Origin of the sequence: Sorangium sp. So ce693 (assembly GCF_051521375.1) — a bacterium.
GTDB lineage: Bacteria > Myxococcota_A > Polyangia > Polyangiales > Polyangiaceae > Sorangium > Sorangium atrum.
On sequence record NZ_CP150347.1, the window covers coordinates 5,012,128 to 5,027,628 of the forward strand.

At 69.6% G+C, this 15,501-nt stretch carries 12 protein-coding genes and 1 pseudogene; 8 read left to right on the forward strand and 5 right to left on the reverse strand.

Annotated elements, in window-relative coordinates; translation table 11 throughout:
* The first annotated feature begins 3 nt into the window (after window positions 1-3).
* The 4 genes and pseudogenes from WMF14_RS18725 to WMF14_RS18740 all read left to right on the forward strand — a co-directional run bounded on the left by WMF14_RS18725 (window position 4) and on the right by WMF14_RS18740 (window position 4,427).
* Window positions 4-1,131 (forward strand): glycoside hydrolase family protein, encoded by a 1,128-nt coding sequence (locus WMF14_RS18725; protein ID WP_437802707.1) that lies wholly within the window; start codon window positions 4-6, stop codon window positions 1,129-1,131.
* Between the two features lie 894 nt (window positions 1,132-2,025).
* Window positions 2,026-2,589: pseudogene (locus tag WMF14_RS18730) on the forward strand (TIM-barrel domain-containing protein); the annotation flags it as partial.
* 106 nt (window positions 2,590-2,695) lie between these two features.
* The gene (locus WMF14_RS18735) at window positions 2,696-2,986 is read left to right on the forward strand and encodes a DUF5110 domain-containing protein (protein WP_437804235.1); all 291 of its coding nucleotides are present in this window, start codon (window positions 2,696-2,698) and stop codon (window positions 2,984-2,986) included.
* Between the two features lie 337 nt (window positions 2,987-3,323).
* Window positions 3,324-4,427, forward strand: a complete 1,104-nt coding sequence (locus WMF14_RS18740) for an alpha/beta hydrolase family esterase (protein WP_437802709.1) — start codon at window positions 3,324-3,326, stop codon at window positions 4,425-4,427.
* Between the two features lie 62 nt (window positions 4,428-4,489).
* Here the strand turns inward: WMF14_RS18740 and WMF14_RS18745 are convergent, their stop codons facing one another.
* Window positions 4,490-4,720 carry a hypothetical protein gene (locus WMF14_RS18745; protein ID WP_437802711.1) on the reverse strand — a complete coding sequence of 77 codons (231 nt, stop codon included), beginning with the start codon at window positions 4,718-4,720 and terminating at the stop codon, window positions 4,490-4,492.
* A gap of 282 nt (window positions 4,721-5,002) precedes the next feature.
* Entirely contained in the window at window positions 5,003-5,191 is a 189-nt protein-coding gene (locus WMF14_RS18750) for a hypothetical protein (protein ID WP_437802713.1), read from the reverse strand.
* A gap of 116 nt (window positions 5,192-5,307) precedes the next feature.
* Between WMF14_RS18750 and WMF14_RS18755 the strand changes: the two genes are divergently transcribed.
* Entirely contained in the window at window positions 5,308-7,125 is a 1,818-nt protein-coding gene (locus tag WMF14_RS18755; protein ID WP_437802715.1) for a hypothetical protein, read from the forward strand.
* Between the two features lie 113 nt (window positions 7,126-7,238).
* On the opposite strand, the gene WMF14_RS18760 is transcribed toward WMF14_RS18755, so the two are convergent.
* Both WMF14_RS18760 and WMF14_RS18765 read right to left on the reverse strand, forming a co-directional pair.
* Entirely contained in the window at window positions 7,239-8,600 is a 1,362-nt protein-coding gene (locus WMF14_RS18760; RefSeq protein ID WP_437802717.1) for a PQQ-dependent sugar dehydrogenase, read from the reverse strand.
* Window positions 8,601-8,738: 138 nt separating this feature from the next.
* The gene (locus WMF14_RS18765) at window positions 8,739-9,149 is read right to left on the reverse strand and encodes a VOC family protein (RefSeq protein ID WP_437802718.1); all 411 of its coding nucleotides are present in this window, start codon (window positions 9,147-9,149) and stop codon (window positions 8,739-8,741) included.
* A 439-nt stretch (window positions 9,150-9,588) separates the two neighbouring features.
* On the opposite strand from WMF14_RS18765, the gene WMF14_RS18770 reads away from it, so the two are divergent.
* Window positions 9,589-11,904, forward strand: a complete 2,316-nt coding sequence (locus tag WMF14_RS18770) for a nitric-oxide reductase large subunit (protein WP_437802720.1) — start codon at window positions 9,589-9,591, stop codon at window positions 11,902-11,904.
* A gap of 163 nt (window positions 11,905-12,067) precedes the next feature.
* Window positions 12,068-13,558, forward strand: a complete 1,491-nt coding sequence (locus WMF14_RS18775) for a flavin-containing monooxygenase (protein ID WP_437802722.1) — start codon at window positions 12,068-12,070, stop codon at window positions 13,556-13,558.
* On the opposite strand, the gene WMF14_RS18780 is transcribed toward WMF14_RS18775, so the two are convergent.
* Complete coding sequence (locus WMF14_RS18780) at window positions 13,555-13,947, reverse strand: hypothetical protein (RefSeq protein ID WP_272098555.1); 393 nt, start codon at window positions 13,945-13,947, stop codon at window positions 13,555-13,557. The two genes, WMF14_RS18775 and WMF14_RS18780, sit on opposite strands and share 4 nt — an antisense overlap.
* Window positions 13,948-14,600: 653 nt before the next feature.
* On the opposite strand from WMF14_RS18780, the gene WMF14_RS18785 reads away from it, so the two are divergent.
* Window positions 14,601-15,467, forward strand: a complete 867-nt coding sequence (locus WMF14_RS18785) for a hypothetical protein (RefSeq protein ID WP_437802724.1) — start codon at window positions 14,601-14,603, stop codon at window positions 15,465-15,467.
* Window positions 15,468-15,501: the final 34 nt, after the last annotated feature.

A 15,501-nucleotide genomic window follows, 5' to 3' on the forward strand; every position in this document is an offset into this window, starting at 1 on the left:
ACCATGCACAATTTCCGTCAGCTTCCGGTGCGGTGGGTCTTCATCGCCGCGCTCGCGTCCTTCGCCGGCGTGCCGGCGTGCTCTGGCAGCGACGACGAGACACAGGCGTCGTCGGGGTCAAACGGCGCCGGCGCGGGCAGCGCGAGCGGCGCCGGCGTGGGCAGCTCGAGCGGCAGCGGTGGAGCAAGCTCGAGCGGCGCCGGCGTGGGCAGCTCGAGCGGCAGCGGTGGAGCAAGCTCGAGCGGCGCCGGCGCCGGCGCCGGCGCCGGCGCGGGCAGCGCGAGCAGCAGCGGCGCGGGCAGCTCGAGCGGCAGCGGCGGCGCTCAGCCGACGGGCTGCAAGCGCGGCCTCGCGTATGGCTATCACTCGAAGGCCGACATGGATGTCCTCTCCCCGGCGGTGTCCTGGTGGTACAACTGGACCCATGTGCCGGACGAGGGTGTCCGGCCCGATTATTACAAGACGCTCGGCGTCGAGTACGTACCGATGGTGTGGGGCGGGGGCAACCTCGACAGCGCCGCCGCCGGCCGCATCGCCTCCGAGATCCCCGAGGGGGCGAGGTTCCTGCTCGGGTTCAACGAGCCGAACTTCGGGGCGCAGGCCGATCTTTCCGCGGCCGAGGCCGCGGCGCTCTGGCCGCACGTCGAAGCGGTGGCCGACGCGCGCGGCCTCGCGCTCGTGTCGCCGGCCGTGAACTTCTGCGGCGGCGATTGCCAGGAGACCGATCCATTCAAGTACCTGGACGACTTCTTCGCCGCGTGCAGTGGGTGCCGGGTCGATTACATCGGCATCCACATCTACACCGGCTGCAAGGGAGAAGGCGACAACCAGGCCCAGTGGCTCATCAACCACGTCGAGACGTACAAGTCACGGTTCGACAAGCCCCTCTGGCTCACGGAGTTCGCGTGCGACAGCGCGGGCTCCCTCGCCGAGCAGAAGGAGTTCCTCGTCGACGCGCTGGCGTACCTCGAGAACGAGCCTCGGATCGCGAAGTACGCGTGGTTCTCGGGCCGCGCCGACAACGTGCGGCACGCGAGCCTGCTCGGCGACGACGGCGAGCTCAACGAGCTCGGTCAGGCCTACGTCAGCGCGCCGCAGCGCGCGTGCGGAGCCTCGACGAATCGAGAGTGACGCGGCGGGCAGGCCGCGGCCGCTGCGTCGGTGGCGATTTCCCGCAGCCGTTGTGGCTGCCGATGTGCAGCTTGCCGCTGGCTGCACGCGTGCGCGGTGCCCACCTCTCTTGACGCGATGCTCCGGAGGAGGCTTGTCTGCCATCGGCGCGTGGCTGATCGCTGGCGCGCCGTTTGGAATTGACATCCGATTTGTGAACGTTCACATTCGGCCCACGACCTCACCGGGGAGGGCGACGAGGGCGGCCGCGGGGGCTTGATCCCGGGGCCTCTGACGCGCCGATCGGCTGGCGCGTCAGAGCGTCTGAACCGGCTCCATCGTTGGCTGGGTGCTGCCAAACGTGAAACAACCCGCGTATTTGTGAAATTTCTTACGCATTTCAGCTCGAGTGACGAGCGCCGTGCACGGTGCGTTCGCCCCCGCTGCCTGGTGGCGGCGGTCATCGTGCTCCTCGGCGCCGGGGCTGCGGGATGCGGCACGGACGGCGCGGACGGCGCCCTCAGCAGTGGCAGTAGCAGCAGTGGCGGCGGCGGCGGTGGTGGTGGTGGTGGTGGCCTCGCCGGGGCGCCGGGGGGCGGCGACGGCGTCGGTGGTCCCGCGGGTTCAGACGGCGGCGCCGGGGGGGAAGGCGGCGCCGGCGACGGCGGCGCGCCCGCCGAGCAGCAGGTCACCGTCCCGGTGGGCGCTGGGCTTCTGCGGCTCGAGGCCTGCGCGCCGAACATCGTGCGGGTGGCCTTCTCCCCCACGGGCGACACCGCCTTCTTCTCGCGGTCCACCCCGGCGACGGGCCCGCGCCGCTGCGAGAAGACCGCCGTCGAGGTGACGTCGACCGCGGTCGAAACCGTCCTCTCCACCAGCGCCCTCTCGGCCCGTGTCGACAAGGCGACCGGCGCGGTGTCGTTCACCGATCCCTCGGGCGCGTCGATCACCACGACCGTGCAGGCGACGACGGCGGGCGATTACCTGTTCTACACGTATTCATCGGGGGCGATCCGCCTCGACGTCGATGGCCAGCGGGTGATCGACCATTGGCGTCAGGGGTGGCTGCCGTCGACGGACGTGGCGCGCGTGCACCTCGACGCCGGTCAGAAAGTCACCGTGCACCTGCAGTGGACCGCGGACATCGACGTCGGCATCGCCAGCCTGCTCTGGAAGCCGCCGCCCGCGTCGCGCGACATCTCGCTCTGGTCGGAGGTCGGCGACGGCATCGATTACACCTTCGTCTACGGCCCCGAGCTCGACGGCGTGATCGCCGGCTACCGCACGCTGACGGGGCCGGCGGCGCTCTTGCCCAAGTGGGCCTTCGGGTTCTGGCAGTCGTGCGATCGCTATCAGTCGCAGCAAGAGAGCCTGGACGTCCTCCAGCAGTACCGGTCCCGGCACATCCCCATCGATGTGATCGTGCAGGACTGGCAGTACTGGCCGGACGGCACCTGGGAGTCGCACCAGTTCGACCGGACGCGCGCCCATCGACGCCATCCCCGTCTACGCGCGCGCGGGCTCGATCGTCCCCATCGGACCGGCCCAGGAATACGTCGATCAGCAGGCGGCCGATCCCATCACGTTGCTGGTCTATGGCGGCGCTGGCGGCACCTTCACGCTGTACGAGGACCAGGGGACGAGCACCGATTACGAGCGCGGTGCGTTCTCGCTCATCCAGCTGACCTGGGACGACGCGGCGCGAGCGTTGACCATCGGGGCGCGCCAGGGCGCGTGGGAGGGCATGCCGGCGAAGCGCACGTTCCAGGTGGTGCTCGTCACCGATGGCAAGGCGGTCGGCTTCTCGACGACGGACACGCCCACGCCCGATTCCACCGTGACGTACGACGGGAAGGCGGTCACCGTTCGTTTGTGAGCCGCTGGCAAGCGCGGAGTCGCCGCTTCCACGATCGAGGGGAGGGGATACACAACAACTTCGATTGTGCAGACTCGAGCCCTGCGACGCCCCCTGGCGCTGCCTTGGCAATGAGCCATCACGACGCTCGCGGTCCCACCCTTTCGCTCTGCCGCGCTGCACTTCCTCGCGCAGCGATCGGCTTCTTTTACCTGCGCGCTCGCGGCCGGTATGGTGATGCGCCTATTTTGAGCTGTCGCTTCATAAATGAACCGGCGCGCCTCAATCCATTGCTGGTCGCGAGGCCATGAGCTAGTGTCGAGTCCCAGTCGCGCCCTTCGCGCGCACGGAGTTACCGATGATAAGTGCCCGTTGCTCCTCCCTGGTCCTCGCCCTGTTCTCACTCTCGGGTGTTGCTTGTTCGTCGAGCGGCACCCCTCCGTCGGAAGACCCGGGGGTCGCAGGCGCGGGCGGCCAAGCGCAGGCGGGCGCCGGTGGTAACGCCGCGAGCGCGGGCAGCACCTCGGGCGGTGGCCAGCCCGGCTCCGCGGGCGCGGGTGGCTCCGATTCCAGCGGTGCCAGCGGCGGCGCGGGCGGCAGCGCGAGTGGCGCGGGCATGGGGGGGGCGGGCGGTGGTGGCGGTCAAGGCGGCGGCAGCGCAGGCGGCGCGACAGGGACGGACTCGGTCAAGAGCGCTGGCTGCGGCAAAGCGAAGACTCTGCAAAACGGCACGATCGACATCTCGTTCGGCGGCGCCTCTCGCAAGTACATCCTTCGCGTGCCGAGCGATTACGACAAGGACACGCCGTATCGGCTCGTGTTCGCCTTCGCGGAGTCCGGCTCCTCCGCCATGTCGGTGGCGAACCGGAACTACTTCACGATGGCGACGCTCGACACTGGAGCTACCACCATCTTCGTCGCGCCGGACGCCGCGAACGGCGCCGGTTCCTGGAGCAAGTCGGACGTGGAGCTGACGGACGCGATCCTGGAGGAGCTCGAGGGAGATCTCTGCATCGACAAAACTCGGATCTTCGCCACCGGCTTCAGCTTCGGGGGAGCGATGTCGTTGGCTCTCGCCTGCACCCGCGCGGACGTGTTCCGAGGCGTCGCCTTCTTTTCGGGGGCAGATCTCACGGGCTCCTGCACGGCGACGTTGACCAAGCCGATCGCCTACTACGCGTCGCAAGCCAGCGGTGACAGCAGCGGCCCCCCCATGCCGACCAGCGGTCGCGTCAAACAAGCCCAATTCGCGAAGGTCAACGGCTGCATGGAGGAGCCGTCGGCGACCACCTTCCCGGCAGCTGGCCAGCCCCACACGTGTACCGAGTACAAGGGCTGCTCCGCAGGTCACCCCACCAAGTACTGCGTGTTCGACGGCCCGCACGGCTGGGAGCCGAAGGACCCCGGGCAATCGACGAGCTGGAACGCCCCCGAGGCGTGGAAATTCATCACGCAATTCTGATTTCGAGTCGGGGACTGCGTCGGGCGCAACGACGATGGGGAGGCGGTCGCCGGGCGACGCCGTCAAAGCTCGAAGTTGGCGGCGGAGTCGGCGGCCTCTACGAGGCACACGTCGCTGTCGGCGCCGCTGGTGAGTCGCTCGCCATCGAGCGTGTCCGTCCCCGCGACGCCGTCTTGCTCGGCGACGACGGCGAGCTCAACGAGCTCGGTCAGGCCTACGTCAGCGCGCCACAGGGCCCGTGCGGAGCCTCGACAGACAGGTAGCGTGATGCGGCGGGTAGCCGGGCGGAACATCGGTGCTCGCGCAGACTCGAGCCCTGCGACGCCCCCTGGCGCTGCCTTGGCAATGAATGGCCAGGGGATCGGCGGCATCGAAGGCGCTATGCGCACGAGATCCACCCAGATTGTCGCGGTGTCGTTCGTCGCTCTCCTCGGCTGCTCCGACGCGGGGGGCGGAAACCTCGGCGGAGGCGGAGCTGCTCCTGGAACGACGACCGGTGCGGAGGGCGGCTCCGGGGGCGGAGGCGGAGGAGACGGAGGCTCCGGCGGCGAGATTTCCACCTCTGGCTCCGGAGGCTACGGCGGCGCCGGAGGCTCGGGCGGCGAGAGCTCCACGTCGGGCACCGGCGGCGCCGGGGGCTCGGGCGGCGAGAGCTCCACGTCAGGCACCGGCGGTGCCGGGGGCTCGGGCGGCGAGAGCTCCACGTCAGGCACCGGCGGAGGCGGCGGCGAAGGGGGCAGCGCCGCCTTTGGGCCATGCGGCACTGCAGGCATCTCGTTCGGCCCTCCGGAGGCCTTTCTCGATCTCGGTCACCCAGAAAGGCCTCACCCGGCTCTTCGTCTCCGGGAGCCGCGTGCTGAGCTGGGACTACGATCGCTGGATGCTCTGGGATACCGACTCCAGCGCTGCGATCGCCGACGGACACGCGCCGGGCGGCCTCGACCCCGGCGACCCGCTGTTCGGGATCCCGCCGTTCGAGCTGCCGGGCGGCGTGGTCCTCCGCGGCAACATGGTGCTGATCCAGACGGACCCCACGCGCGCCTTCGAGCTGCGCAGCGCCATCGACGGCTCCGTCCTGGCCTCCGTGACAACCGAGTACGATCAGGCCGGGCTCGCGAGCGACGGCAGCTACGCCTGGACGCGCCGCCAGTCCACCAGCACGATCACGCTCTGGAGCAACGCGGGGGTCGAGCGCTGGTCCGCAGCGGTGAGCCACCACGGCGACGTCTACGCGGCGCCGGACGCGCTGCGGATCGCACCGGCGCCTTTGGGCCCCCTGCACAATAGCGTCGCCGTGCTCCCCGCCGATGGCTCGCCTCCCACGGTCACCCCCGAGCTCTCGGGCACATTCCACTCCTGGTTCCAGGATGGCGAGCGATTTCTCACCACCGTCGGCACGACGGTGCGCGTGTACTCGAAGGCGGCGATCCAGGAGGGCATCGTCAACCTGCCGTCGCTCAAGCAACTCGCGGGGACGCGCGACTATCTCTGGATGCTCGCGGACAACAGAGCGGACTCTCCGCTCATGGTCTATCGCGTCGGAGGCGGAGCCGTCCCCGTCGCCGAGTACCCTGACCGAGCCGACTATCGCTACACGTTCGCGCCGACCGAGCGTGCGCTCGCCTTGCTCCACACGCAATCGTCGAGGCTCGACATCATCGATCTCGACGGCCCCGAGGTGACCCTGACCGAACACGCGCCGCCGCTGATCCAGAACACCCGCGTCGACATCGACAAGGACCTACGCTTGGCGGTCTCGAACGCGTACGGCGCGATCTCGTACAAGGGCACCCTCACCGATCCGGAGGGCTCGGGGCTGCTCGGCTGCGGCGCGCTCCACTCCGTCGCAGGCTCTCCCTCGGGGCACGTGGCCCTCGCGACGGGTTCGGGGAGGACGCTCCTCTATGATACGGCTGCGCTCGACGCCGGGCCCTCGGCGGTCGTTCCGTTCCACAGCAACAAGGTGCTGCTCTCGGCGGACGGTAGCCTGCTCGCGGCGCGCGCCGCCTTCGATCCGCTGGTCACGGACAAATCACTCCGGCTCTTCTCGCTGCCGGACGGCGCGCAGCTCGCCTCGCTCTCGCGCGGGCAGGTGATTCAAGACTTCTCGATGTCCTTCGACGGAAGCACGGTCGGATGCACCTACCGCCTCGACGAGCACAGGACGGAGCGCGTCGTGAGCGACTGGGCGGGCAGCGCGCCGCTCTTCCAGGACACCGGACACCGGCCGGCGCCGCTCGTCTCCCCCGACGGTCACCACTTCGTCGTCACGGACTCCGCCCCCTCCGAAGGCTGCGGGTTCACGCAGTTCTACGACGACGGCGCGCTCGTCAACGTGGTGCCCGGCTGCGCGATCGGCTGGCTCGACGACACCCACGTTCTCGTCCAGTCGTACATCCGCAATTTCGAAAGCAGCCGCTGGACGTGCCAGGCCTCCGCGATCTACGACGAGCTCGGCAACCCGGTCGACGCGCCGCCGCTGCCGAGGATCCCCATCCGCACCGACTCCGGGGATTCGGACGACGACTACGGGATCCTGCCGGTCTCGGCGACGGCGCTCTACTCGCGCTACGACGGCGTCCTCTACGACATCGAGACGGGGGCGGCGCTCGCGACCTTCCCGGGCTCGCGAAGCGCCGTCGCCGGCGCCTTCATGGTCCATCCGTGCGGCTACGGCGTGTGCGCGGAGACCTACTGAGCGGGCGTGTGGCGCGGGTGATGGCCCGCGCCGCGCCTCGCCTCGCCGTGCAGCAAACCCTGGCGGGATTCCTGACCCTGCCAGGGTCCCGCCGGCCGCACCCCATCCAGGTCTCACTTGCCGTAGGCCACCCGCCACACGGTGTTGCTCTGGTCGTCGGTCACAAGCAGCGCGCCGTCCTTGGCCACCGCGACGCCGACCGGGCGACCCCACACGTCGCCGGTGCTCGTGACGAAGCCTGTCATGAAGTCTTCGTAGTACCCTGCCGCCTTGCCGTCCTTGACCGGGATGCGGATCACCTTGTATCCGGTGCGCCTCGAGCGGTTCCACGAGCCGTGCTCCGCGGCGAAGATGTGCCCCTGGTAGTCGGCAGGGAACTGCTGGCCCGTGTAGAAGCACAGGTCGAGGGAGGCCGAGTGCGACTGGATCAGCACGTCCGGCACGATGACCTTGTCCCGGAGCTCGGGGTGCTTGCCCTCGTGCCGCGGATCCTGGTGCGCGCCGAGGTAGTACCAGGGCCAGCCGTAGAAGCCGCCCTCTTGCACGCGCGTCACGTAATCGGGGACCAGGTTGTCGCCCAGCTCGTCGCGCTCGTTCACGCTGGTCCAGAGCGCGCCCGTCGCCGGTTCGATGGCCAGGCCGACCGGGTTGCGGATGCCTGACGCATGGAGCGCCTCGTTCTTGCCGTCGGGCGTGAAGGAAAGGATGCACGCGCGCCGGATCTCGCTGTCGTCGTCATCGACGTTGGAGCGGGAGCCCACGGACACGAACATTCGCTGGTTGTCCTTGCTGAAGGCGATATCGCGGGTCCAGTGGCCGCCGCCGCCGACGGCCTCCCTGCCCGAGGGGATGTTGGTGACGAGCGCCTCGGCCGGGCCGCTGGCCCTGGTGTCGCCCGCCTTGTAGGGGAACCGCACCACGCTGTCGGTGTTCGCGATGTAAACGTGCGTCGGCGCCTCGGTGCCGCTCGGATAGAAGGCGATGCCGAAGGGGCGGTTGAGGTCCTCGGCGTAGGCGCTGCGGAGATCGGCCTTGCCGTCGCCGTCCGTGTCCCGGAGCACCAGCACCCGATCCGCCGCGCTCTCGGCCACGAACACGTCGCCGTTCGGCGCCACCTGCACGACGCGCGGCTTCTCAAGACCCGTGGCGAGCTCGACGACGGTGAATCCCGACGGGACTTTGGGGAACACACCGGCTGGACGATCTGCCTTGCTCGGACTGTTGTTCACCGACTCGCCCTCGTTGGGCGCGGAGAGGTCGGCGACGGTGATCTTGCGCTTCACGCCCGGCGCGTCCGTGGTCCAGTCGCCCAGCGCGTCGGCGCCCGTGAGGATCCTGTCGGTGGGCGCTGGCTGCGGTGTGACCTCGGCGCGCTTGGGCGAGCAGGAGGCCAGCGCGCCCGCGCCGGCGCCGACCAAGAGCACCTGAGCCGCCCCGCGCCGGGCCCACCGGCGGCATGATCTTCGGTTGTCCATGGACTCTGGTTGCCATTCGGCTGCTCCTCTGTCCACCGCGCCTCTCAACCGATGAGCCCGCCGAGCTCCTCGCTCCTCGCCACGTGCAAGCGAGGGAGCGCCCCTCCGTCCAACCCGCTGCCGCCCTGCGGCCGGCGGCTACCAGTCCGCCTCGATCACCCCTCCGGTGTACTGCGTGCTGGTCGGCGTGTACTGGTGCACCTCGAACTTGTTGCCGTCGGGGTCCGCCAGCCAGATCTGGTACGTGTTGTCGCAGCCCAGCTTCTTCTCGGTGAACGGGACGCCGCGGCTCCTCAGCGTCGCCATCACGGCGTCCATGTCGTCGGTCTCGAGGCAGAAGTGGACGATCCCGGTATTGACCACCTCGCCGAGGTTCCGGTCCTCGAACATCTCCACATAGTTGCCGGCGGCGATCTCGAGGTACGCGCCGAACGGCGCGCCTTCTCGGGTGAAGCGGAACTTGGTGGCGAACCCGAGCTTGCCGTAGAAGTCGACCGAGCGCTGCAGATCTCTCACGTTGAGACAGACGTGCGCGATGCGTTTGAACATGGGGAGGGCCTCCGCGACGGCGCCGGGGTAGGGGAGCGGCGCGCGCGGCCGAGGATACCCCAGCCGGAGGCCTCGGCGCGACGGTAGGCCCAGGCTCGCGCCCGGCGCCCGCGACGCCGCCCGCCGGCGAGCGGCGGCGCCCAGGCCGAGCCTGTCGGCGCCGGGGCTCGCGCGCGCTGAAGAGCCGGCTCGCGCGCGCCGCCGCGGTCTCCGGCGCGACGCGTCCTGGCCTCGCTCTGGCAGAGGAGGTCGAGCCGCGGGTGCGCCTTCGTGCAAACGGTGCGCCCCCCGCCTCCGGCGCATGGCCGCGCGCCGCGAAAACAAGGGGGCACGCGCGAGGCACGGCGCCTGCTTCATGGCCGGCGTCACGGCCGGAGCTCCCGATGTCGCGCCGCGGAGGCGCGGGCGCGCCGGGGCTCACGCGAACAACGAGGTCGCTATGCATAACCTACGACGACTCTGGCTGGCGCTCGCCGCCGTCATCACCGCTGGCTTCTTGATACTCGGCTTCACGGGCCGGGAGGTGTACCGCAAGGCCCCGCCGATCCCCGAGCGGGTGGAGACGCCGTCCGGCCGGGTGCTGCTCACGAAGGACGACATCCTGGACGGGCAGCTGGTCTATCAGAGCATCGGCGGACAGCAGGTCGGCAGCGTCTGGGGGCACGGCGCTTACCAGGCGCCGGACTGGTCGGCGGACTGGCTCCATCGCGAGGCCGAGGCGCAGCTCGCGCTCTGGAGCCAGCGAGAGCACGGCGCGCCGTTCGCGTCGCTCCCGGACGAGGCGCAGGCCGCGCTCAAGGCGCGGCTCCAGCGGACGATGCGCCACAACGGCTACGACGCCGCGACCGGCGCGCTCACGGTCCCCGAGGATCGCGCGCTGGCCATCGAGGAGACCGCGGCGCACTACCGCGCGCTCTTCGGCGACGAGCCGAGCCTCGCCGGCCTGCGCGAGAGCTACGCGCTGCACACGGCCGCGGTCCCCGACGCCGGGCGGCGTGACAAGCTGACGGCGTTCTTCTTCTGGACCTCGTGGGCCGCGGCCGCGGAGCGCCCTGGCACCGGCGCCAGCTACACCAACAACTGGCCTCACGAGCCGCTGGTCGGCAACGTCCCCACGAGCGCCAACGTGATCTGGTCGATCGTGAGCATCGTCCTGCTGCTCGCCGGGATCGGCGCGCTCGTCTGGTACCACGCGTTCCGCCGCGGCGAGGAGCCGTCGGACCCTGCGCCGGCGCGCGATCCGCTTGCGGGGTGGGTGCTCACCCCGTCGATGCGGGCGGTCGGGAAGTACTGCGTCGTGGTGGTCGCGCTGCTCGTGCTCCAGGTCGCGCTCGGCGTGCTGACCGCGCACTACACCGTCGAGGGGAACGAGGTCTTCGGGCTGCCGCTCGGGGAGATCCTGCCGTACGCGGTGACGCGCACCTGGCACGTCCAGCTCGGCGTCTTCTGGATCGCGACCGCGTTCCTCGCGACGGGGCTGTTCCTCGCGCCGGCGGTGGGCGGGCGTGAGCCGAGGGGGCAGCGGCTCGGCGTGAACGTCCTCTTCGGGGCGCTCGTCCTCGTGGTCTTCGGCTCGCTCGCGGGAGAGTGGCTGGCGATCAAGCAGCGCTTCTCGCTCGAGACCTCGTTCTGGTTCGGGCACCAGGGGTACGAGTACGTCGACCTCGGCCGCGCCTTCCAGATAGCGCTCTTCGGCGGGCTCGCGCTCTGGCTCTTCCTGATGCTGCGCGCGCTCTGGCCCGCGCTCGCCCGGCGCGACATGAGCCGGCACATCGTGCTGCTCTTCACCGGCGCCACGGTCGCCATCGGGATGTTCTACGGCGTGGGGCTCTTCTACGGCGCGAAGACGCACCTGTCGGTCATGGAGTACTGGCGCTGGTGGGTCGTCCACCTCTGGGTCGAGGGGTTCATGGAGGTGTTCGCCACCGCGGCGATCGCGTTCCTGTTCACCCGGCTCGGCCTCGTGCGTTCGGACAGCGCGGCGCGGGCGGCGATCCTGTCGACCTGCATCTTCCTCATCTCGGGCATCCCCGGCACGTTCCACCACCTCTACTTCAGCGGCACGCCGGTCTCGGTGATGGCGGTCGGCGCGAGCTTCAGCGCCCTCGAGGTGGTGCCGCTCGTCCTCGTCGGGATGGAGGCGCACGAGACCTGGCAGATGCAGCACCGGAGCGGGTGGATGCAGGCCTATCGCTGGCCCATCCAGTTCTTCGTCGCCGTCGCGTTCTGGAACTTCGTGGGCGCGGGCGTGTTCGGCTTCCTCATCAACCCGCCGATCGCCCTCTATTACATGCAGGGCCTCAACACGACCCCCGTGCACGCGCACGCCGCCCTCTTCGGCGTCTACGGGCTGTTGTCCCTCGGCCTCGTGCTGGCGATGCTCCGCCGCCTGCGCCCCGACGCGGTGTGGAACGAGGCGCGGCTCCGGGTGGCGTTCTGGGGGATGAACGGCGGCCTCGGCCTCATGATCCTCCTGAGCCTCTTGCCGATCGGGCTCGCGCAGGCGTGGGCCAGCGTCGAGCGCGGGCTGTGGTACGCGCGGAGCGCGGAGTTCTTGCAGCAGCCGGTCCTCGAGGCCCTGCGCTGGATGCGGTTCGTCGGAGACAGCCTGTTCATCGTCGGCGTCGCGGCCTTCGTGGCGTTCGTCGCGGGGCTCTTCACCCGCCGGCCGGCGGGCGCTGCCTCGGCGAAGCCGGCGGCCGGCGAGGCGGCAGGGATGGCCACGCCCGCGGCGAGCGGCGCGCCGGCGACCTGATCACCCACGCGCCAGCGCCCGGCAGCGCGCTGGCGCGCCTCCTCGCCGCCGCGCCGCCGCCGCACGGCGCCCCGAAATGTGCTCGTGGCGCCGAGCTCAGCCGTGAACCGCCACGCTATGCTCGGGTCCTGGAGCGCCACGGCGCTCGCCCCCGGAACCCAGCATGTCCACCGAGCACTTCGACGTCCTGATCGTAGGCGCCGGCCTCTCCGGCATCGGCGCCGGCTACCACCTCCAGACGCGTTGCCCGGGCAAGCGGTATGCGATCCTCGAGGGGCGCAGCGCGATCGGCGGTACCTGGGACCTGTTCCGCTACCCTGGCGTCCGCTCGGACTCGGACATGTTCACGCTCGGCTATTCCTTCCGCCCCTGGAAGGAGGCCAAGGCGATCGCGGACGGGAGTTCGATCCGCGACTACGTGCGCGACACGGCCCGGGAGCTCGGCATCGACCGGCACATCCGGTTCAATCACCGGGTTCGATCCGCGTCATGGTCCTCGGAGCACGCGCGGTGGACCGTCGAGGTGGATGTCGGCCCAGGCGAGGAGCTCGTCCGTTACTCCTGCAGCTTCCTTTATATCTGCAGCGGCTACTACCGCTACGAGAGCGGGTATACGCCCACCTTTCCCGGCCGCGACGACTTCCAGGGACAGCTCGTGCACCCCCAGCAGTGGCCGGAGGATCTCGACTACCGGGGCAAGCGCGTCGTCGTCATCGGCAGCGGCGCCACGGCCGTGACGCTTGTGCCCGCGATGGCCGCCGACGCAGCACATGTGACGATGCTCCAGCGCTCACCGAGCTACATCGCCTCGTTGCCCTCGGAGGACCCGATAGCGAACGCGATCCGCGAGCACCTGCCGGAGCGGATGGCCCACCGCGTCGCCCGCTGGAAGAACGTCGCGCTCAGCCTGCTCATCTACCAGATCTGTCAACGCGCGCCGAAGCTGGCCAGGCGGATGCTCCGCGGCGGCGTCGCCAGGCATCTGCCGCCCGACTTCGACATCGATACACACTTCAACCCTCGCTACGATCCGTGGGATCAGCGCCTCTGCCTCGTGCCGGACGCCGATCTCTTCCGTGCGGTGAAGGAGGGGCGCGCCTCGGTGGTCACCGACAGCATCCGGACGTTCACGAAGAACGGCGTCCTGCTCGAGTCGGGCAAGGAGCTCCAGGCGGACATCATCGTGACGGCGACGGGCCTGGAGCTCCTGCTCTGCGGCGGCATCCGCATCGCCGTCGACGGCGACGTCCTCGATCCCGGCAGGTCGTTCATCTACAAGGGGTTGATGCTGGGCGGCGTCCCGAACTTCGCGCTCTGCCTCGGCTACACGAACGCCTCGTGGACGCTCCGCGCGGAGCTGGCCTCGACGTACGTCTGCCGGCTGCTCAACCACATGGATCGCCACGGCTACCGGCAGTGCTTGCCGCGCCATGACGAATCCGTCCCCGATCCTCGGCCGCTGCTCGGCCTGACGTCGGGCTACGTGCGGCGCTCGGCGGACCACCTGCCCAAGCAGGGATCGAAGGCGCCGTGGTACTTCCGCCAGAACTACGTGCTCGATCTGCTCGCGATGAAGCTCGGCCCGGTGGACGACGGCACCATGGTCTTCTCGAGGCGAGGGGACCTGGAACGAACTTGGGGAACGCCGTTCTAGTCTACGCAGGGCGCTTCGACAGGGTAGTTGGTACCCGTCCATACCGCCGCGTCGGGGACGTAGTAGCCATTGTCGAGCTTGTACCAGAGGTTGTTGCCATTCACATAATCGCCTCTCGTGTGGCAGACGAGGCTGACCATGGCGCCGACCTGAACGGCCATGGCCACCGGGCCGTTGGCGTTGGGGGTGAAGCGCAGAAAGACACGCCGGACAAAGACATTCGGCCCCGCATAGATGGGCGCCCGGGTGAGGGCGCTCGAGGCCTCTTCGACGATCTCCTCGTTCATCCCCGTCGCTTCGTCGCTCGATCCGGTTGCCGTCATGCAGCCCATGATCCCGGTCGTGGCCAATATCGCCAGCAGCGCCGTGTGTCTCCTGATGTACGTCATGTCGTCCCCCGATGTGGTACTGGTGCAATCGAGTCGAGATGGGCGCAGGACCACGCAAGCGTCCTCTCGCGCCGGCGAGGCTACGCCGACGCTCATTATATAGTATCCGGATCCGATCCGTCCACATGCCGCGCACACACCCGGTCGGTCGCGACCCTCATCGTGTGATAGACCTCCGTGAAGTGGAGAATGGAATCGGGAAAGAGAGCTGAGGGCGGAGAGCCATGACGCCCGGCGGCGTCCAATGAAATCTCGGCGTTCGAGGACAAGGTCGTCCAAGGCGCCCTGCGCGAGATGCTGGAAGTTGCTGGATGCGCAGGTCGGTGTCGCGAGCGGAGCTCTGGCGCGGTCCCTGCCAGAAACACGGCTCCCTGGCGGGGTCGCGCTGTGAAGGTGCTCGGGGCTTCCTCTGCGCAACAAGGACGCGACGGGGCCTCTGCGCTACGCGGCGCTCGTCGCGCTGCTCTTCGCCGTGCGCATGGGGATGCGGCGGAAAAAATGAGGAGCAGGCGCGTCGGCGCACCTCCAGCGCGCGCGCTCATGCTAACAACCGCGCCGGTCGTCCGAACGCGGGCGAGCTGGCCATGGACGACCGGAAGCGGCCATTTTCACGGCCGCCTCGACGCGCGGGCCAGCGATGCATGGAGCTTTGGATGAGGTACAACCTGTTCGTTGGATTGCTTGCCTTGCCCCTCCTGGGTTGCGGATCGGATCCTGCTGACGACGCGGGCGCGACGACGACGGGCGCCACGACGAGCACGGGCTCCGCGGGGACGGGAGGTGGTGCGGGCGGGGAATCCCCGGGCTGCGCTCCGACCGCGGCGCCGGACGTCACGGATGTCTCCGGCACCTGGGCGTACCGCGCCATCGGGTCGCAGCTCACACAGGCGCAGGGTCTCCCGCCGTTCCAGACGCGCATCGTCAGCGTGATGCTCATCACGCAGCAGCAGAATGGAGACGCCATCTCCTTGCAGGGCACATATTGCGACCATTACACCGAGGACCCGGACGCGATCGTGCACGCCGTCATCCCGGACAGCTTCCGCGGGGCGCTCGCGCCGGTGACCCGCGAGGGCACGTTCGCGGCGGGCGAAGGGGGGCTCCGCTACGAGCTCGGGCCCCTCCACGAGGTCATCGGAGCGGCGCTCGACGACCCGACGCAGGACGAGCTGCCCACGGATCCGGCGGACGCTCGCGTCGTCGATCAGGACGAGGATGGACACCCGGGGATGACGGTTCAGCTCCAGGGGCTCATCGACGGGTCGGTGTACGTGGCCGAGCGGGCGCGGACCGAGCTCGATGGCGCTGCGGTCGCGACCGATCGCATCGAGGGTCGACTCGGGTTCGTGTCGGAGCAGAGCGTGCTCGAGACGGATCCTGCGAGCCTCAAGGCGACCATGGCCGCCTCGAGGACGTATCCCGATCCGGAGGAGTGCAACAGCACCTTCGTGATGGTCCGCACACCAGACGACGTGGACTGCGCCTGGATCAGGGAAAGGGCCGACACGCTCTTCCAGTAAAGCCCCTCCCGGCGGTCGCGGCGCGCCGCGTGAC